Raw genomic sequence first — 19,784 nt, forward strand, 5'->3', positions numbered from 1 at the left:
GATCGCTCAAATTTCTCCATAAGCAGTCACTATAGGAAAATGAAACGTCCCAATAGATGAGCAATATGACTTTGACCTATTGGGGAAGATTCAAAGAATTAATAATAGAATCCGCAATATTTCCAACCGCAAATTCTTTTTTTAATAACTTATAGCCTGTGACTCCAATGCTTCTACGCAACTCTGCGTCATTTTGCAGTTTGCTTGCATTTTCAAAAAAAGCATCATCGTCGCCATTAACACTAATCAACCCGGCATGATTTGCATTCACTAAATCCATTAGGTCATTCCCTTTATTAACACTACCTAAGATAGGTAATGATTGGACCATATACCCTAATAATTTTCCGGGGAAGTTATGGGCACTGTGCTGAGCTGATAGCGAGAACAACCCTACGTCGACCTGAGCTAATATATCTTTAAATTTATTTTGTGGAACGGAAGGAAGATAAGAACAGTTAGACAAGTTCCACTCGCTTATCAACTCTTGAACAAGAGCGACTTCGTCGCCTTGTCCAAGAAATAGGAAGTGCGCCTTATCAAAATCCTGCATGTTTTTAGCCAATCGAACCAAGTTGGCCATGTCTTGGGCGTGACCAATATTACCACCATAGAAATAAATAACTTCATCTTGTAATCCTAAGTCTGCTCGCAAATTAATAGAATGACTCGATGTGTAGTGCGGCACCAAATCGGCCCAATTTCGCAATATAGCAGTAGGATATTGGCTAGCAGTATTGGTATTAAATATTTCTAAATTTTTTTCTGACATGACACCAATAGTGTCTGCCTGACGGTAAGATAAAGCTTCAAAAAATCTAAAGTAGCGTTCAATTGCAGAGTCCTGCCTCATCAAGCCGGAATCAATAGCCCATTGAGGGAAGAAATCCCGAAGAACAAGATAACTTTTACATCGACAGCGTTTTTTGAGTTTAGCAACCAAAGAGCCGAAAAATATTGATGGGGAATAGTACACAACTCCATCAAACGTATCCTTATTCACCTTTCCTCTAATTGAAGACCAAGCTCGAAAGGATAATAACGTTTCATTGATTGCTCGTTTGACCTTAGATACGTCTTTAACTTGTCCTGAATAAAAACGCCAAACCGAAACACTATCGATTGAGTCTTCAATTAATCTTGATTGCTCCTTTTCGAAATGAGGAGTGATGACGGTAACGTTATGGCCTTGTTTGATTAATTCTAAGGCAAGTTCATGCATCATTTTCGCCCCAACGCGCGTGCTATGAGGCAAATAATCATCAATAACTAATGCTAGTCTCATTAATATTCTTTCCAGACCACTCGCTTAACATAATCTGTATATGAGTGAACGATACGCACTACTTTGTCTGAGACATTTGGCATGGAATAATCGTACACTTCTCTTAACAGGCGCTCTTCTCCACTTGGTTGCGACTCCAAGATCGCCAACCCTTGCATAACACGTTCGACTTCAAGCCCGACCATCATCACAAACGCCTCTTCCATTCCTTCTGGGCGCTCATGCGCTTCACGAAGATTTAGTGCGGGGAAGTTCATAATAGATGACTCTTCATTGATAGTTCCACTGTCTGACAATACTGCCTTAGCGTTTTTCTGAAGATGATTGTAATCATGAAAGCCCAATGGTTTTAGAAGCTGAATATTCGGATGGAATTCTAACCCTTGTGCTTCTATCCGATTACGCGTACGTGGGTGTGTCGACACAATAACAGGAAGATTATACTGCTCAGCCACTGTGTTCAGTGTCTCTGCAAGTTTTAGCAACTGTTTAGGTGAGTCCACATTTTCTTCACGATGTGCGCTTACTACGAAGAATTGCCCCCTTTTCAAACCTAAACGAAACAGTACATCTGAGCCATCAATCTGAGGCATGTAGTGATTCAATACCTCAAACATTGGGCTGCCCGTTTTAATCACTCGGTCAGCCGGTAAGCCTTCGGCAAGCAAGTAATCTCGAGCGATGGTACTGTAGGTCAGGTTGATGTCCGCTGTGTGGTCAACAATCTTGCGGTTAGTCTCTTCAGGTACGCGTTGGTCGAAACAACGATTGCCCGCTTCCATATGAAAAATAGGTACTTTACGACGCTTGGCTGGAATTGCAGAAATACAAGAATTCGTATCACCAAGTACAAGCATCGCACTAGGTTGTACTTCTTCTAACACTTCGTCTACTTTCATAATCACCTGACCAATGGTCTGCGCTGCATTCTTACCCGCCGCATTAAGGAAGTAATCAGGTTTACGAACTCCTAAATCATTGAAGAATACTTCATTGAGCTCAAAGTCATAATTTTGGCCTGTATGCACCAAAATATGCTCACAATGCTCATCTAATTTAGCCAATACTCGCGATAGTCGAATAATCTCGGGACGGGTACCTACCACCGACATAATTTTTAATTTTTTCATTATTGTTCTCTTAGTTTTACTACAGCGGTTTTGCAATTGTGTCGGGTGCTTCTCTGTCGAATATCTCATTCGCCCATAGCATAACAATCAATTCGTCTTCGCCGATGTTAGTAACATCATGACTCCAACCGGGTACTGTTTCTACCACGGTTGCCTCATCAGAATTCACCGTAAGCTCATATCGCTCACCTGTAATGACATGCTCGAATTTAAACAACGCGTCACCTTTGATGACTAAGAATTTTTCATTCTTAGTATGATGATAGTGGCCACCACGAGTAATGCCTTTGTGCGCAGTAAAAAACGAGAATTGGCCAGACTCTTTGGTTTTCAACATTTCGCAGAATACGCCACGGTCATCACTGTATTTTGGTAGAGTGTAATGGAACTTCGATGGTTCAAAGTAGCTTAGATAAGTCGAGTATAGAGCGCGAGTTAAACCTGTACCCACATGTTCACTCACTAGAGTGCCACGGCTTTCTTTGAACGCTTTAAGCAGGCCTGCCACTTCACCTACCGTAGTGTTGTATTCCACCGGCACTTGTTTAAAACCACTATCTACACCGGCCTCAAGCAGTGCTATCAGCGCATGGCAGACATCATCGATATAAACCAGGTTCACTGGGGCACTTGGGTCGTGTATGTTAATGTCAATGTCGTTCACTACGTTGTGGCAGAACGTCGCCACGAATGAGTTGTAGTTAGGTCGACACCATTTACCAAAAACATTCGGGAAACGATAAATGAAAGTACACGCATCAGTGTCTTTACCATAATCAGCTACCAAGGCCTCAGCCTGTACTTTGCTTGCACCATAAGCGTTATCTAAGTTCGCTTGAATAGAAGAGCTCAGCATAATCGGCGTGTTGCGACCGTTAGCTTTGAGTTCATTCACCACAAATTCAGTGAAATCCGCATTCCCGGTGGTGAATTCAGAGTCGTCTTTTGGACGGTTAATACCCGCTAGATGAAAGACGAAATCGGCATTCGATAGCGCAACTTTAATCGCTTCTTCAGACGTATCGCGGTCTATCTGTACAACAGAGTCATACCCTTTCTCCGATAACATCACACATAAGTTTTTACCAATAAAACCTTGAGCACCAGTGACTATAATGTTCATTTATACGCCCTCAGGTACAACAGTACTACCGGCTTCAATATCTCGAATGAAACTCAGTTTACGCAGTAGGTCAACCATGCCGTCTGTACCTAAACGGTCGGTATTGTGAGAATTATAATCTTCAACCGCAGATAGGTCCTTCTCACCCACTTCATTGAACTTCGAGTAATTTAAGTCTCGGTTATCAGATGGAATGCGATAGTAGTTACCTTGATCCTGAGCTACGAACATCTCTTCACGACTGCACAATGCTTCATACAACTTTTCACCGTGACGAGTACCAATCACGTTAACGGTATGCTCTGCCTTGTCCGCTATTTTTAGAAGTGCGCTCACCAACGTTTCGATGGTGGCTGCAGGTGCTTTTTGAACAAAGATGTCACCGTTGGAGCCGTGCTCAAAAGCGTGAAGCACCAAGTCAACCGCATCATCAAGCGTCATCATGAAGCGCGTCATGCTCGGGTCAGTAATAGTGATAGGCTCATTATTGAAAGCTTGGCGAAGGAATAGAGGAATAACAGACCCGCGAGATGCCATAACGTTACCGTAACGCGTTGCACAGATAGTGGTATTGGTATGCTCAAGATTGCGGCTCTTGGCGACGATAACTTTTTCCATCATTGCCTTAGAAATACCCATCGCATTAATTGGGTAGACTGCCTTATCAGTACTCAGACAAACTACACGTTCAACGTTATTTTGAATCGCTGCTTCGAGTACATTTTCAGTACCAAGCACGTTGGTCTTTACTGCTTCCAAAGGATAAAACTCACAGGAAGGGACTTGTTTAAGTGCAGCAGCATGATAAATATAATCAACACCACGCATCGCATTGTTAACACTTTGGTAGTCACGAACATCACCGATATAAAACTTCAGTTTCGATGAGTTGTATTTCTTACGCATATCATCTTGCTTTTTTTCATCGCGAGAGAATATGCGTACTTCTGCAATATCGGTTTCTAGAAAACGGTCGAGAACTGCGTTGCCGAATGAACCGGTGCCTCCGGTTATTAATAGAACCTTATTACTAAACATATTTACCTCTCAATATAATATAAAACAAACAAAAAACCAGCTTAATTCTCAATGTTAACTTGGTAATCAAACTATTTTTTTTCTTTGGTGTGACATTTTCATCATGAATCCTATAACAAATTAATTTTTTATATTCACACAACACATTCCCGTTGAGAATATTAGTAAGTGCAATAAAATGGTCATGTGCATAGGCACACTTGGGAAAAGGCATCATCATTTCTCGTTTAAAGGCCATACAACAACCATAATAATGATTTCTGAAGAACAACTCTCGAAGCTTAATTATTTTTGAGGATTTGGAATAATTTCTTGCTTTTGGTAAAGAACTCTCTTCAGAAAAATTCAACAAACTATCTTTTTTTTCACCGCACTCATCTATTAATTCAAATGAATGGTGGTAAAGGGTCAACTCACTATCGGAACCAAAAACCTCTCTAATTACATGCAACTTATCATCATTCCAAATATCATCTTGATCTGAAAGAACTACTATACTCTTTCTCGCCTTATTAATAAGAGATTCAAAGTTTCTTACATGTCCCAAATTATGTTCATTAACAAAACAGCTTACATTCGTATATCTATTCTGATAAAGCTCGAGTATATCAATAGTACCATCAGTTGAACCATCATCCTGAATTAACAATTCATCTTCAACGTTCAATTGCTTTATTATAGAGTCCAGCTGCTCTCTAACATATTTAGAACCATTATATGTCGTCATACAAACACTAAGCATTAATAATATCGCCTAATTTTCTTTTTATCTTTCTAGAACCTGGGACCCAAGATAAAAGTGTAATAAAAAATTGTAGTAATATATTATTACACTCTTGCTTATTTACCTGAACCGAAAAATCACGATTGTATTCTGGGCAAACCCCTTCTAGATTAATAATTACTTTCTCTTCAAGATGAACAGGATCGGAGTTCCAACTATTCGAGTGTGTACCTTCAAAACCAATATTATTTATATAATTTAATTTAGGCACCAAACAATATGAATTATTTAACCTAAAGTACAAGTCGTAAGCATATGCCCAAGAATTTACCTGCTTCGTTTTTAGCAAACCAATAATTTGTAATACAAACAACTTGGTTCGCAATTGCTCACCTGAAGTAAGTCGATATATATCTAATAATCCTATGTCAACAACCTCATCAATCAAGATATTTGAAACTCTATTTTTCCACGTAGCCCAACCCCAACAAAAAAAACGATCAGTCAAAATGGCTTCAGATGAAAAGCTATTAAACTCATTAAGATGATTCCGCCCTGAAATAGCTGAAATATCCAAGCGTTCCTCATACTCTTTAAGAGCAACCTTCATATAGTTAAAAAATGGTATGGAAGGAATACAATCATCTTCTAAGATCAGCGCACTATCCTCACGCTCAAAAACATATTTAATTGCATAATCGATACATTTTTGACAACCTAAGTTAGCTGATTGATATAAGTTTAAAACCTCACAATCCCAGTAAATAAAATTACTAATATAATCCCTAACTAAATTAACTTCCGCTTGTTCAACGTTATTTCGACCTGCATCTGATGATACGTATATTTTTTTAGGCTTAACCTCTTCAAGACTCGACATAAGTCTAGAAACCGTGTCCAACCTGTTAAAGGTTAGAATTAATATTGGCACGTCATACATAATTGTAATCGACTAGTTAAAGTCACGTCTCCCCTTTATAAAAGCGATAAATACAGTTTTAATTTTTATGACACCTCGCCCTCTTATCCCACCTAATAGATATAAAAAAATGGCTTTCAATGTAAAGAGATTGGGGTAATACCTAAGTTGTAAACCAATAGATATAGATAACTCTCTCTTTCTAAATTCTGAAACCTCACGTTGAGATTTAAATGAGAGGCTATGATTAAAACCAGGAACAACTTTCATTTCAAGACCTAATTTATGACACCGGTAACAGAGTGTACTATCAGCTCCATAGAATATAAATCTCTCATCAAACACGGCACCAAACTCTTGAGTTAGAATACCTACAGCTTTAGATGACAAACACAATCCACTGGCAAGAGCTGTAAATCTCATATTCTTGCCAAATAAATAATTAGGGCTTATTCTAATTTCACCACTTGTTAAAACAGGAACAAGAAATTCATATTGACTAAAGTTAGCAAGAGACAATAAATACTCCCTCGTCAACTCGGAATCATCATCCAATATGACAAACCTATCTGAGCAATGATTCTCAATCACTTGATTATAAATATTAGACAACGGTAAATTCTCTAATGTCTCCTTAAATTCAACTGATATACCAAGCTGTTCGAGTAATCGAAGATAATGTTCTGGAATAACTATTGATGAAGGCCCGTTATTCCAAATAACCAATTCAGAATCATTTGGAAGTGCAACACCATTCCTAACAATAGAAAGAAACGTCAATGACTCATCGATACTTTTATCATATAAGACAACTAAAAAAGTGAAGCTCATAAATATTCCCATTACAAGTCGGATTAAAGTATAAAATTAAACGTTGCCATACGATAAAAGAAAACCACATTGATCAACAATAATAAAAAAGCAATTAGTATTGATCCAACACTTTGCTTCTCAACCCTAGAAAAGAAAATCGACACAACAACAAATATTAAACTTGAAAATATTATGGATAATCGTTCCCCCCACATAAATGAAGATAATATCGACTGCAAAAAAACACCAAAAACACAAAGAACTAGAATACTATAATAAGGCTTTAATTCATTATAAAAAAACACAAGACCGACAATCGCAGATAAATAAATAACAAGATTCCTTAGTGAAAAACCGGAAATATATTCAGCACTTACTATATAATACACATACATGCCAGAGTCTCTATTATTTAGAGCACTTACAATGGGTTTGATAATAAAATTACTCATACCGATAATTTCTAACAAAAACGAAAGCACCACAATAAGAATTAGAACTTTCCTACTAAATATAGGTTTAGATAATTTAGCAAACAAAGAGAGAAAACCCAAAAACGCAATATAATGAAAGATAGTTGCTAGCAATAAATATAATGTACTTTTAAAGTTACAACCTCTAAATTGATAAGAAATAGCCAGTATAAATAAAGAAAATGCCAAGCCAAATCTTAATATAATAAAATTGTAGTACAACCCATAAAATGACATATAAAATGCCAAGCCTATTACAACATCAACATTTAAATTACGTAATGCTTTTATCAAGATAAGTGAATTAATAAATGAAATACAAAAGAAAAACCAATTAACACTGAATCCAAGAGCCTTAAATATTTTAATTAAAATCAAAAATCCTTTTTCTTCTCTTCTTTCCTGGAAATCAAAGAGATCGGGATTTATCAACTCATAAATATGAATATATTCTTTAGTATCTGGAGTAGCTAAACTTCTGTTCATTGCTAATGTTGAAAAAATAAAAGCCATGAGAATTGGAAGTAGTAGACTACCTTTATCATCATACCTATTTAAAAGTAACGCTATGAGCAAAAATAATAAATAGTGTATTATTACTGGGTCGAATAGCATTAAGAACCTGTTTTAGTAATAATTTTGAAGAGCCCTTTCTTCACACAAAATGGCACAGGGAAAAACAGGGAAAGTAATTGCACTCTTTGTCTTTTATTCATCTTTACGAAAAAAGACCATTTAAAATCATTAATGAGCATCTTAACGTTAGACATAGAAAGCTTTTTTGAAGTGATCGCATCAAGGTTTTGATTATAATGTACCGCATAAATATCATCAATCAGCGATTCATTTAAGTCGTAATAATTATGGAACCTTAATTGTGTTTCTAATAAACTTTTATTTCTCTTTAGAAGCTTATCAACATCTGATGACTTCGTCGCACTTTCAGTTAAGTGTCGATAAACTGAAGTCGTGTCATCTAAAATCAGCACTTTACTATTTTTTAATATATACAAAAACCAAACGAATGTGCCATCATGACAAACTTCATTCACATCCGTTGCTTCTTTCCAAAGCTCTAATGGTAACAGCCAAGTCATTGGTGCAAAGTACCCCATATTCACTAAAAAAGATTCAAAGTTTAACTTCGATAAAACTTCAACTTTGTTCTTCTTTACACAGTTAAATATGTATCGATTTTCCTGCTCAACCTTTACGTTATAGTCACTGATTACAAGTCCGGTATTATTATTCTTCTTGATAAGGCTTACTTGCTTAGATAGTTTGTTGCTATCTATCCAGTAGTCATCACCTTCGCAGATTGCTATATAGTGACCCTTTGCATATTTAGAGGCATAAACTAATGGTCTAAAGGCTCCCTTAGAGTATTGATTTTCTTCCTGTATTATCACTGTTATTATCGATGGGTATTCCTTTTTATATCTTCTGATTATTTGAGATGTGTTATCTGTAGATGCATCATCATGAATGATTATTTCAAATCTAAAATCGGTGACTTGTGATAAGAATCCATCTAATGCATCAGAAATATAGGCCTCTTGATTATACGTCGCACATACAATAGATACTAAGACTTCATCCGTATTCATCCAAGCCCCCTTTATTTTTTCCTCTCGAACCTGGTTTCCTATTTTATCTATGGTTTTAATCACTATTTCACCTTTGCTGGCACACCATACGCAACTGAATTATCAGGGATATCACGAGTTACGACAGAACCAGCACCAATTCTGCAATTATCTCCTACCTTTACCCCTGGCAGGATAGTTGCTGAACTCCCGATGTCACAACTATTTCCAATTATCACTCCACCTAATAATGTTACGTTAGGAGCAATATCCACATAGTTACCAACCTTTACATCATGGCTAATCATAACATTCTTATTAATTAAAGTGGACTTTCCTATACTAACACTAATTGTAATTTTACTTCCTGAAAGAATAATTGCTGATGCTGATATTTTATTATCAATATTGCCAATTTCTGCTTCTCCTGATATTAATCCCACTTCTTTTAAACCTAATTTTAAAGCCTTTTCTGAAACTACCTTTCTATTACTTGCACCACCAACAGCAATAATACAATCTCTATTTTGGTATTGAACTAATTCTTCGCTTTTTCTTAGTATTTTGTAGTTCGCTGAAATAAAAACATCATCTGACTGAGATATATCATCATAAAATAACACCCCTTTATCTAACTTATCTTTATTTAAACAATGTAATATTTCTTTTGCAAAGCCCTTAGCCCCAAATAATAAAAAACTCACTTCACTACCTCGCACACTTTTTTGCAAACATTACTAACATCTTCAGCCGTCAAATGTGCGTGCATAGGTAAGCATAAAACCCGTTCTGATGCAGATACACTATTCCTTGAACCATAATTATGACTATCTACAAATATTCTATCTAAAGATGGCTCAAAATAATTTCGAGATTGGATGTTCGACTTTGTAAGACTAATTTCAACCTCTTTCATTTTTGCTTTGCTTTCTAATAAAATCGGAACATATGCGCCATTGGCATTGGCTTGAGGATGCCACTTGGGAAGCTCTACTACGTCTTTAAGGGCTTCACGGTATTGATGAAACAATCCACTTCGATGATCTAATATATTGTCTATTTCTTCTAAGTTAACTATCCCTACTGCAGCTTGGTACTCATTAAGCTTTGCATTTATCCCTACATTAACAACACCCTGGCGAGATCTTATTCCAAAGTTGATAATCTCTTCAGCTTTCTCAAAGTTAACTTTATCCTTAAATATGACAGCCCCACCTTCGACTGTATGAAATATCTTCGTCGCATGAAAACTTAGTGTGCTAGCATCGCCGTAATCAAGAACAGATTTATCACCAAGCTTAACTCCAAACGCATGTGCCGCATCATATATAATCTGAAAATTATTCTGCTCGCTTAATTCATTAATAGCATCAACGTCGCATGGATTACCATAAACATGAGTTGCAACTAAGGTGTCTGCTTTACAGCCTTTGCGATAGGCTGATTTAACTGCTTGTGGGCTAAGGTTTAAGCTTTGCGGATCAATGTCTGCAAAGGCCACTTCATCATGCTGCCACTTAAATGCACTTACAGTTGCAACAAAACTAAATGGTGTTGCAATTATAGATTTACTGCCAATTGCCCTACCAGCGACTTGAAGCGCAGATGTACCGTTATTCATTAAAAGAAGGTTTTGTACACCTAAGTAATCTTCTAGTCTTTCGGTTAGCTCTTTGTGCATTGGTCCAAAATTAGTGAACCAGCCGTTATTATTTACTTGCTCTAATAATTTGTTAAGTTTTTTCAAGTTAGGTTTAACAGGACTATTTAAAGCGATCATTTAATATAACTCCAAGAAGGTTTAACCCTTAGGCTTTTAATGTGTTTTTAAATTTTGTTAAAAGTTGACGTTGTAAGAGTAGCATTATTACAAAGTAGCTAATTAATACCACACTTAACATAGTCACAATCTGTAATATACTACCAATCATATTGACACCAAATACATAGCCAATAGTGGCTGAAACTATAGAAATAATTCCTATAGGGAACAATGCCATTATTTGCTTAAAAAATGTTAAACTTGATAATTTACCCGTGTAGTAGGTGTTAATTAGTAATGCTAAAAATGAAGTAATTACCATTCCAATGCACATTGCTTTAATGCTTATTGGGACGGTAATAAACAACATAATTGTTTGATTAGTTTTTTTAATAATTTCCACTTTTAAAAATAGGTCTGAACGTCCTTTCACTTGTAACATATTTAAATTGATTGCATGAATAGGGTAAAGCGCAAATGCAATACTTATTATGCTAATGTACTCAGCGCTACCTTGCCAATCTTGCCCTAAAATGATGTCTATTAATGGTACTGCAGTAATGCTAATTCCGAGCATTACTGGGAAAATAATAAAAGCAGCAAACTGCAATGCCACTAAGTAAGACTGATCTAACCTTTTAGTATCATCCTGCATACTACTTAACAGCGGATAAGTAACTTTTTGGATGATGCTGGTAAGCGTCATCGCAGGTACGCTTGATAATTTATCAGCCTGATTAAATAGTCCAAGTTGTGTGGCGTTGAATTGTCTACCGATAATTAAACCATATATATTTTTATATATAGCATCGAGTAACCCAGATAAAAGTAACTTAGAACCAAATCCAAATAGCTCTTTAAAAGATTCATTCGAGAACTGTTGCTTAGGCCACCACTGAATGAAAAAATTCAGTAACAAAACGTTAACGAGTGTTAAGGTTAGTTGCTGCACTACTAATGCCCATACACCATAACCATTAAATGCCAATCCTAAAGCAAATAACCCACTTACCATCAGTGAAAGTAAGCTGCATTTAGCTTGTGTTTTAAAATTCAAGTTAACACTTAATTTTACTCTCGGGATTATCGCAAAAGTATTGATAATAATAACCAAGGCAATCACCCGAGTTAAAAGTGTTAGCTCTGCCTGTTGATAAAAATCAGCAATGTAAGGTGCAAAATAATACAGTATGAAATAACAAACAACTGAAACAACTAAGCTGAAATAAAAGGTTGTGGAATAATCTGCTTCGTTTCTATCTAGTTTTCGTATTAAGGCCTGACTAAATCCACTATTCACAAACACATTAGCGATTGCCATAAATATCGTCAGCATAGCAACTAAACCGAACACACTTGGTCCTAAGATATTGGCCAAAGTTAAGCTAATGACTAAACTTATCACCTGTGTTCCTAAACTATCTAATGCACTCCATACAAAGCCACTTTTTATTTTATTTTTATCGTGCATAATAAAAATATTTCGTTAAATTGAAGAGCTTTTTGATCTTTTTGGGATAATAATGGAACACCATCTAATGGCCACTTTATCCCAAGAGTTACATCGTTCCATGCAATTGAGAGTTCTGCTTCTGGATTATAGTAATCTGTACATTTATAAACAAATTCTGCTTCATCACTCATCACGTAGAACCCATGAGCAAACCCTTCTGGCACCCACAATTGACGTTTGTTTTCAGCAGATAAATACTCTCCTACCCATTGGCCAAAAGTTGGTGATCCTTTTCTAATATCGACAGCAACATCAAACACTTCACCAGAAACGACGCGAACTAACTTACCTTGGGTGTTTTCAGTTTGATAGTGCAGGCCGCGCAGAATCCCTTTCTTAGACTTGGAATGGTTATCTTGCACAAATTGAGTAGGCTTACCCGTTACTAGCTCTTCAAATTGCTTTTGATTCCAAGTTTCCATAAAGAAACCACGCTCATCACCGAATACTTGTGGCTCGATAATTTTTACGTCTGGAATGCGAGTATCAATTACTTTCATTTTGTTATTCCGTATACGCTTGAATATTGTTTAGTGCTGCCTTCCAATCACTCGCTTTAACCGACAAACCTAGCGTGATTTTTTCAGTACTTAAACGAGAATTGCTTGGCCGCTTAGCGGGGGTTGGGTATTGGTCAGTGGTGATACTCGTTAATCTCGGCTTTTTCTCAAGAACGCCTTGTTCAACCGCAACATCAAAAATGGCATCAGCAAAGTCAAACCAACTGACGTGAGGCAAACCCGAGTAATGGTAAACACCGTACTCAACAGCATCACCTTGATTAATTCGCTTCGCTATTTGGATCAATGTATTGGCGATATCACCGGCATAAGTCGGCCCGCCAAACTGGTCACCTACAATACTCAATGCGTCTCTGTTCTCACCTAAACGCAGCATCGTTTTCACAAAGTTATTACCGCTCTCACCGAATACCCATGCTGTACGAAGGATAAGATGCTTATCACACGCCTCGGCAACGGCGATTTCACCAGCGAGCTTACTTTTACCATAAACCCCTTGTGGGTTTGTCGTATCCGTTTCTGTATACTCGCCGGCTTTATTGCCTTCAAAGACATAATCGGTTGAGATATGCAAAATGGCGGCACCAACACTTTGTGCGGCTTGTGCGAGGTATTTGGGACCATCACGGTTTATCGCGTAAGAAAGGTCGACTTCCTCTTCTGCCTTATCAACTGCTGTGTGAGCTGCGGCATTGATAATGATAGTAGGTTTAAATTCAGCAACCGCTGCACTGACAGCCTTCTGGTTGGTAATATCAAGATGCTCTCTATCCAAACCGCGTACGGTGATATTTCCGTTATTGGCCAACTGCCGAGTTAAGCAAGAGCCCACTTGACCATAACAACCCGTAATGAGTACTCGCATCATTTTACCGCCTTGCTCTGAGTTTCGTTCACTAAGCGCGTTAAATATTGGCCATATTCATTTTTCATCATTGGTTTGGCGAGAGTCAAAACTTGCTCATCACTCAACCAACCGTTACGCCATGCGATTTCTTCTAAACAAGCGACTTTTAAGCCCTGTACATTCTCAATCGTTTGCACGAAAGAAGAAGCTTCATGAAGGCTTTCGTGAGTCCCTGTATCTAACCAAGCAAAACCACGACCTAACAATTCCACGTTTAGTGACCCATCATTGAGATACATTTCATTCAGTGTGGTAATTTCTAGCTCACCACGATGAGATGGCTTCACTTGCTTGGCCATTTCAACCACACGATTGTCGTAGAAATACAAACCTGTTACTGCATAGTTGGACTTTGGTGCTTCCGGCTTTTCTTCAATTGAAATTGCCTTCATTTCATCGTCAAATTCGACAACACCAAAACGTTCTGGGTCTTTCACTTGGTAACCAAACACAGTCGCGCCCGATTCTCTTGAAGCCACACTTTGTAGTGTTTTAGAAAAAGATTGACCATAGAAGATGTTATCACCTAGAACTAGACACACGCTGTCATCACCAATGAATTCTTCACCGATAATAAACGCCTGAGCTAAGCCATCTGGATTTGGCTGAATCGCATATTCAAGGTTAATACCAAAATCAGAACCATCACCCAGCAGGCGTTGAAAGCCAGCATTGTCTTCCGGTGTAGTGATAATCAAAATATCTTTGATGCCCGCCAGCATTAGTGTCGAGAGTGGATAGAACACCATTGGCTTGTCGTAAATCGGCAAGAGTTGCTTGGATACGCCGCGAGTCAATGGGTATAAACGAGTGCCAGAGCCACCGGCCAATACAATACCTTTCATTATTTCTTCACCTTTGATTCAACTACATCTACACCCAAACGCTCACGTTGATAGCTACCATCTTGCACGTTTTGACACCATGCTGAGTTATCTAGATACCACTGAACGGTTTTACGAAGACCAGTTTCAAATGTCTCTTCTGGCGTCCAATTCAGTTCACGCTGCATTTTCGATGAGTCGATTGCGTAACGGCGGTCATGACCTGGACGGTCTTGAACATACGTAATTTGCTCTGCATAAGCTGACTCTTTCGGTACTAACGTATCTAGAATGTTACAAATCGTATTAACCACTTCGAGGTTTTTCTTCTCGTTGTGACCACCGATGTTGTAGGTTTCGCCTACTTTACCTTCCGTCACTACTTTGTAGAGCGCGCGGGCGTGATCTTCGACAAACAACCAGTCGCGGATTTGGTCGCCTTTACCGTAAATAGGTAAATCTTTACCTTCAAGCGCGTTGAGGATGACCAGCGGGATCAGCTTTTCAGGGAAGTGGTAAGGGCCGTAGTTGTTTGAGCAGTTAGTCACCATAGTTGGCAGGCCGTAAGTACGTAACCATGCACGTACTAGGTGATCGCTCGATGCTTTTGACGCAGAGTATGGGCTTGATGGCTCATACGACGTTGTTTCTAAGAACATTGGCAACTTTTTATGGGCTGAAGGCTCTGTGCCTAATTCCACGTCATCAGGATGTGGAAGATCGCCGTATACTTCATCCGTTGAAATGTGGTGAAAACGGAATGCTTGTTTCGCATCTTCATTAAGCGTGTTCCAGTACTCGCGGGTTGCTTCTAACAGAGTATATGTGCCGACAATATTCGTTTCAATAAACGCGGCAGGGCCTGTGATTGAACGGTCAACATGTGACTCTGCAGCCAAGTGCATGACAGCATCCGGTTTGTGATCAGCGAATACTCGATCTAATTCTGTACGATTGCAGATATCGACTTGCTCAAAGGCATAACGTTCAGACGAATCCACCTCAATAAGAGATTCTAAATTACCTGCGTAAGTCAGTTTATCAACGTTAACCACGCTGTTAGATGTATTCTTGATGATATGACGAATGACTGCAGAGCCGATAAAGCCAGCACCACCAGTGACGAGGATCTTCATAGTTTTCTCTTGTAGTATATTGTTTAGAACAACTCACGAACGTGAATATGTATAGAATTTTAGAGGGTTAACTTTATAAAATGCTCAGTCATTTAATAAACCTCTGAAACATTTTTTATGTCCATTTGTGAAACAGCCTGTTTTAGACAATCCCTTATAAACTTAGATTTTGCTTACTTTCTTAAAACCGCCCCAGTAGGCCTTTAAAACAGCCTTTCTGTGGCTTGTTGCGCTTTTTACTTGCCAACTACTAACTTGCAACCCATTTGAATTTGGGTACGCTACCGCCCTTAGGTTTGGCTCCTAAAGGCAATAATGACAAGTTGTTCGCTTTATGCGGTTTTTATACGCTTTTAAATACGCAGCGCATTCTAGCAAAGTAAGTGCATATTAACCAGTTTGAAATTCACCCTGTCTGGTCGAACATCTTACCAAGCATTTACCCAGCGAAAGCATTGTACGTTGTGTAGGAACTGGGTTCCTATGAAGTAGCGGTTTTCTTGTGCTGCATCGCAATAGCGCTTTTCTATATCAATGAAAATGTTGCCGTTTCGGTATAACGAAACAAAGCTTTGGTTGTTGTTTACCGCCAATAGCACTTTAATCTCAGTGCGTGTTAGCCCTTGCGGGTAGTGGTTAACAAGCAAACCTAAGAACTCGCCAATGCGCCCTTCAACCCGCGCTATCTCTTTTTCTAAAATGGTGACCTTCTCTTCCGTTGTCAGTTTTTTTAGGCTGGTCTCGTCCATGTTCCCTCTCCTAATTGTACTTTTTTCTCTTGACGTTTTTTGTCTGTGTTCGCTTTTGCTGGTCTAAGCCTGTAATTGATTTGACATTCAGGCTCTCACTGCTGGTTGTCTGTACTCGTCGATCTCGATTGAATGAGAGCCTTGATACGCTCTTCAAACGGGTTGATGGTGCTTTTGGCTTTGTAGTCTGCGAGGGCTTGAGTGACCGGTGTTGGTTGTTGTGGTTCTAGCGATTGGCTTTCAGCTTGGTCATTTTGGATTGAATGTGCGTGGTTTACATCTGCTGTCGGTTTATCTGTGTTTGTTGGCCCTGTTGTGTTTGTTAGCCCAGCAGTAGTTATTGAGCCAGCTGCGTTCATTGAATCAAGGGCTTTGATCGGGTTTGCGGGCTTAGCGGTTCTTGTTTGTTTAGACGCTTGGGTTTGTTTAGAGGTTTGGGCTTGCTTAGGGGCTCTTGTTTTCTTAAATGCAGGCGTTGAACCTCGTTTGGTTTGGGCTTGAGCACTCCTTCTCAGCCAACCATTAACAAAGTGACCAATGTGCTCAAAGGGTTTGCGCTTATCGGGGTTGATGTATAACCAAGCTTGCATGGCATGCAGTTCTTGCAGCACATCTAGCTTTGGGTAGGTGCGTTTTAATATTTCGTAGAACTCATGATAAATCGGTGCGCTGCCCTCTTTGGTAAGCAGGTCAATCACGGCTTCGTTCTTGGTTTTGCTTTTGGGTTTAGAGGTGAAGGTGGACGTAGAGATGGAGGTGTCAGGTTCTTTAGAACGGTTTGGGGTATTAAGCACATCGGCGCCATCTAAAGTGCCGCTTTTCAAGTTCAACTCTGTTTTATGTTCTTTATGACAGATTATGTGTGCCGGACGATCACTCTCCGTGTTTGATCTTGAGTCACCCAGGTGAGTGTCTGAATGGTCACTTATAGGTAGGTTTGGCGAGTGGGTATTGAGGTCCGATTTATATTGATCTGTTTTATGGATGTCTTCTTGCTCTAGAGCTACGTCTTCTTGAGCTAGAGCTCTGGCTGCTTGGTCTAGATCGGCCTGCTGAATGTGGTTTCCGCTGGGTAGGCGTAGCTGATATAGATTGCTGCGCTGGCGCCCTGAATCATCAAACCGCTTTATCCGCTTCACAAACCCTTGTCTTTCTAGTTCGTTAACGTGCCGTTTAACGGTTCTTACCGACACTTCGCAATATTGCGCTAAGTAATTTAAGGAGGGAAAACACACGCCACGCGCGTCTGCGTTATCGGCCAATTTTAATAACACCAACTTGCTTATCGGCGAGCCGATTTTTAATGGTATGAAAGAATGAGGGAAACACACATGAATAACGCTCCTTGTTAATTGGTCTATCTATTTGCCTGGTTCTCGCGATAAAAGCTCATAGATAGGCATAACCATTGATAAAAAAGGCATTAACAACATCTTTTGGTACTTTGGGGGCGAAGATGAGGCGAGATAAAAAGTAACAAAAAGTGTTTTTCCTATGTGCTCTCACTGTTATGCAACAAGAACACTACTTAAGATGATTACCTTCGAAGCACCTCTCACTTTCTTGTGTTCCTCCGTTTTCGCATTATTGCCACCAACCCCAATCAAGATTCTTGAAGTACATTGCTCTCCCCATACAGCAATAAGGTGCTTAATGAAGGCGATAGTTTCTCTTTTTATTTCAGCGTATCAACCCGGTATGGCGAGCATCGAATGCCGTTATTTTAAAGAGCTGTATTTTGAAGATGCTCGTTTTGAAGAGCTGTGTTTTAAAGACCCGTACTTTGAGGATGCTCGTTTTGAAGACCGGCACCTTGAAAAGGCTTATTTCGAAGACTCGCTCTTGGAAAGTCCCAGCTATGAGGATGTTTGCTGGATGATCAGCCGAGCGCGGCGTGAAGCGCCACTGGGTTATTGCGTGATGTATTTACGCTATGTCAGCAACCACTCTAGTTATGCAAAAACCGTAGAAGCAAGTTTGCGACAACACATCGCATTACACCCTGATTTAAAAGATTCGTTATCCACATTTTTAGTCACCTGGTTACAACAACAAGAGGATTTATTTTGTCAAACACTCCACCAGCAACTGATCGAGTTCCACACCAGCCATTAGAAGCGTCTGTTTTGCCAGAGCGGGCTTGTACGGAAGAGCAAAATTGTTCGCGAGATCAGGAAAGCTCGGAAGAACAGGCTAGCAAGGTCAAGCTCATCCCCTCGTTAGATCCTTGTTTGCCTTCAGCATCCTACTCTTTCAGCCTGGTTTCGGTTTTACTCCGCTTACCTCATTGCCCGCCATACTCTTTTATTACGGTGCATTGCAGCGCCACACCACCGGAGCAAGATGTTAACGTCGCCGAGATTCGCCGATGGCATAAAGAGAAAGGCTGGCGCGATGTGGGGTACCACTTTGTGATTCGTCGCAGTGGGGATGTCGAACTGGGCAGGCCGCTGTCGCAAACCGGCGCACACGTGAAAGGACACAACAAGAGCAATATTGGCATTTGTATCGTCGGTGGCTGTAATACCGAGCTGCAACCAGAAGATAACTTCACACTTTCGCAGCGTAAGGCGCTGTTTGGTTTGGTTGCCGCCTTGCAAGAGCAGTTCTTGATTTCAGATGAGAATGTGAAGGGGCATAAAGATTGGGGGGTGAATAAGGCGTGTCCGGTAGTGAGGCTAAGAGAGTAAGAGCAGATTCCAGATACCTCGTTCCTCAGTTCTGGAATGACGGAAGGACGGAAGGACAAGGAAGAACTAGAAAGGCGGAATATAACCAATCAACAAACCAAGGAGCAGTATGACATTGTTCGGAAGAATATTCGGGAGCCAGTCTTCCATTAACAAAGGGTTAGATGCACTCACCAACACAGGAGATGCGATGTTTTTTACTGATGAGGAAAAAGCGAAGCACAAACTGGCACTGCTTAAAGCGTATGAACCTTTTAAGTTAGTCCAGCGCTACATTGTGTTGTTGTTCACCATTCCTTATGTGGCACTGCATGTGATGGTGATCTTGGGTTGTATGCACGGCTACGATTGGAAGCCTTTGGGGGAAATGACCAATGAAGCGTTTGGTTATCCGGTGTTAGCGGCAATTGGTTTGTATTTAACGGGAGGGGTGGTTAAGAAATAGAAGTGCAGGTGTGAGTGATGAGTAAACGGAATGCGGCAAATATAGAGATAGAGATAAAAGGCAGATTCCAGATACCTCGTCCCTCCGTTCTGGAATGACGGAGTCACGTGTGGTGCGAGTAGTGAAGAATTTTGGAGTGGTTGACA

General features: G+C 39.4%; 21 protein-coding genes. 3 read left to right on the forward strand and 18 right to left on the reverse strand.

The features are described 5' to 3' along the window. Window positions 1-76 precede the first annotated feature (76 nt). The 18 genes from ACFI6G_RS18420 to ACFI6G_RS18505 all read right to left on the reverse strand — a co-directional run bounded on the left by ACFI6G_RS18420 (window position 77) and on the right by ACFI6G_RS18505 (window position 17,840). Window positions 77-1,285 carry a glycosyltransferase family 4 protein gene (locus ACFI6G_RS18420; protein ID WP_462710403.1) on the reverse strand — a complete coding sequence of 403 codons (1,209 nt, stop codon included), beginning with the start codon at window positions 1,283-1,285 and terminating at the stop codon, window positions 77-79. Beyond that, complete coding sequence (gene wecB, locus ACFI6G_RS18425; protein WP_016801064.1) at window positions 1,285-2,415, reverse strand: non-hydrolyzing UDP-N-acetylglucosamine 2-epimerase; 1,131 nt, start codon at window positions 2,413-2,415, stop codon at window positions 1,285-1,287. Before wecB ends, ACFI6G_RS18420 begins: the two co-directional genes overlap by 1 nt. 19 nt (window positions 2,416-2,434) lie before the next feature. After that, complete coding sequence (gene wbjC / locus ACFI6G_RS18430; protein ID WP_102420579.1) at window positions 2,435-3,538, reverse strand: UDP-2-acetamido-2,6-beta-L-arabino-hexul-4-ose reductase; 1,104 nt, start codon at window positions 3,536-3,538, stop codon at window positions 2,435-2,437. Beyond that, window positions 3,539-4,576 (reverse strand): polysaccharide biosynthesis protein, encoded by a 1,038-nt coding sequence (locus tag ACFI6G_RS18435; protein WP_462710404.1) that lies wholly within the window; start codon window positions 4,574-4,576, stop codon window positions 3,539-3,541. Continuing rightward, on the reverse strand, window positions 4,569-5,303 hold the full coding sequence (locus tag ACFI6G_RS18440; RefSeq protein ID WP_462710405.1) for a glycosyltransferase: 735 nt from the start codon (window positions 5,301-5,303) through the stop codon (window positions 4,569-4,571). The genes ACFI6G_RS18435 and ACFI6G_RS18440 overlap by 8 nt, the downstream gene beginning before the upstream one ends. Before the next feature lie 7 nt (window positions 5,304-5,310). Then, window positions 5,311-6,180 carry a hypothetical protein gene (locus ACFI6G_RS18445; RefSeq protein WP_133153519.1) on the reverse strand — a complete coding sequence of 290 codons (870 nt, stop codon included), beginning with the start codon at window positions 6,178-6,180 and terminating at the stop codon, window positions 5,311-5,313. Window positions 6,181-6,252: 72 nt separating this feature from the next. Continuing rightward, window positions 6,253-7,050 carry a glycosyltransferase family 2 protein gene (locus ACFI6G_RS18450; protein WP_462710406.1) on the reverse strand — a complete coding sequence of 266 codons (798 nt, stop codon included), beginning with the start codon at window positions 7,048-7,050 and terminating at the stop codon, window positions 6,253-6,255. 23 nt (window positions 7,051-7,073) lie between these two features. Then, entirely contained in the window at window positions 7,074-8,120 is a 1,047-nt protein-coding gene (locus ACFI6G_RS18455; protein WP_462710407.1) for an EpsG family protein, read from the reverse strand. Next, a complete protein-coding gene (locus ACFI6G_RS18460) occupies window positions 8,120-9,175 on the reverse strand; it encodes a glycosyltransferase (RefSeq protein ID WP_102420585.1) in 1,056 nt (351 codons plus the stop codon). Before ACFI6G_RS18460 ends, ACFI6G_RS18455 begins: the two co-directional genes overlap by 1 nt. Then, entirely contained in the window at window positions 9,175-9,795 is a 621-nt protein-coding gene (locus ACFI6G_RS18465) for an acetyltransferase (RefSeq protein ID WP_157939264.1), read from the reverse strand. Before ACFI6G_RS18465 ends, ACFI6G_RS18460 begins: the two co-directional genes overlap by 1 nt. Beyond that, entirely contained in the window at window positions 9,792-10,871 is a 1,080-nt protein-coding gene (locus ACFI6G_RS18470; RefSeq protein ID WP_102420587.1) for a DegT/DnrJ/EryC1/StrS aminotransferase family protein, read from the reverse strand. Before ACFI6G_RS18470 ends, ACFI6G_RS18465 begins: the two co-directional genes overlap by 4 nt. A 28-nt stretch (window positions 10,872-10,899) precedes the next feature. Further along, window positions 10,900-12,324 carry a lipopolysaccharide biosynthesis protein gene (locus tag ACFI6G_RS18475; protein ID WP_462710408.1) on the reverse strand — a complete coding sequence of 475 codons (1,425 nt, stop codon included), beginning with the start codon at window positions 12,322-12,324 and terminating at the stop codon, window positions 10,900-10,902. Continuing rightward, a complete protein-coding gene (rfbC, locus tag ACFI6G_RS18480; RefSeq protein ID WP_462710409.1) occupies window positions 12,303-12,866 on the reverse strand; it encodes a dTDP-4-dehydrorhamnose 3,5-epimerase in 564 nt (187 codons plus the stop codon). The genes ACFI6G_RS18475 and rfbC overlap by 22 nt, the downstream gene beginning before the upstream one ends. A gap of 4 nt (window positions 12,867-12,870) precedes the next feature. Further along, window positions 12,871-13,752, reverse strand: a complete 882-nt coding sequence (rfbD, locus tag ACFI6G_RS18485) for a dTDP-4-dehydrorhamnose reductase (RefSeq protein ID WP_462710413.1) — start codon at window positions 13,750-13,752, stop codon at window positions 12,871-12,873. Then, the gene (rfbA, locus tag ACFI6G_RS18490) at window positions 13,752-14,639 is read right to left on the reverse strand and encodes a glucose-1-phosphate thymidylyltransferase RfbA (protein ID WP_462710410.1); all 888 of its coding nucleotides are present in this window, start codon (window positions 14,637-14,639) and stop codon (window positions 13,752-13,754) included. Before rfbA ends, rfbD begins: the two co-directional genes overlap by 1 nt. Then, window positions 14,639-15,754 carry a dTDP-glucose 4,6-dehydratase gene (gene rfbB, locus ACFI6G_RS18495; protein WP_462710411.1) on the reverse strand — a complete coding sequence of 372 codons (1,116 nt, stop codon included), beginning with the start codon at window positions 15,752-15,754 and terminating at the stop codon, window positions 14,639-14,641. The genes rfbA and rfbB overlap by 1 nt, the downstream gene beginning before the upstream one ends. Window positions 15,755-16,182: 428 nt before the next feature. After that, a complete protein-coding gene (locus ACFI6G_RS18500; protein ID WP_016796069.1) occupies window positions 16,183-16,503 on the reverse strand; it encodes a hypothetical protein in 321 nt (106 codons plus the stop codon). Window positions 16,504-16,598: 95 nt separating this feature from the next. Then, entirely contained in the window at window positions 16,599-17,840 is a 1,242-nt protein-coding gene (locus tag ACFI6G_RS18505; RefSeq protein ID WP_462710414.1) for a helix-turn-helix domain-containing protein, read from the reverse strand. A gap of 316 nt (window positions 17,841-18,156) precedes the next feature. Between ACFI6G_RS18505 and ACFI6G_RS18510 the strand changes: the two genes are divergently transcribed. The 3 genes from ACFI6G_RS18510 (at window position 18,157) to ACFI6G_RS18520 (ending at window position 19,638) form a co-directional block, all read left to right on the forward strand. Further along, window positions 18,157-18,618: a hypothetical protein gene (locus tag ACFI6G_RS18510; RefSeq protein WP_462710412.1), complete on the forward strand. Its 462-nt coding sequence runs from the start codon at window positions 18,157-18,159 to the stop codon at window positions 18,616-18,618. A gap of 11 nt (window positions 18,619-18,629) precedes the next feature. Beyond that, window positions 18,630-19,193: a peptidoglycan recognition protein family protein gene (locus ACFI6G_RS18515; RefSeq protein ID WP_462710415.1), complete on the forward strand. Its 564-nt coding sequence runs from the start codon at window positions 18,630-18,632 to the stop codon at window positions 19,191-19,193. A 109-nt stretch (window positions 19,194-19,302) separates the two neighbouring features. Next, window positions 19,303-19,638, forward strand: a complete 336-nt coding sequence (locus tag ACFI6G_RS18520; RefSeq protein WP_016784030.1) for a hypothetical protein — start codon at window positions 19,303-19,305, stop codon at window positions 19,636-19,638. The last annotated feature ends 146 nt before the right edge of the window (window positions 19,639-19,784 follow it).

This window comes from Vibrio sp. PSi01 (assembly GCF_054960695.1).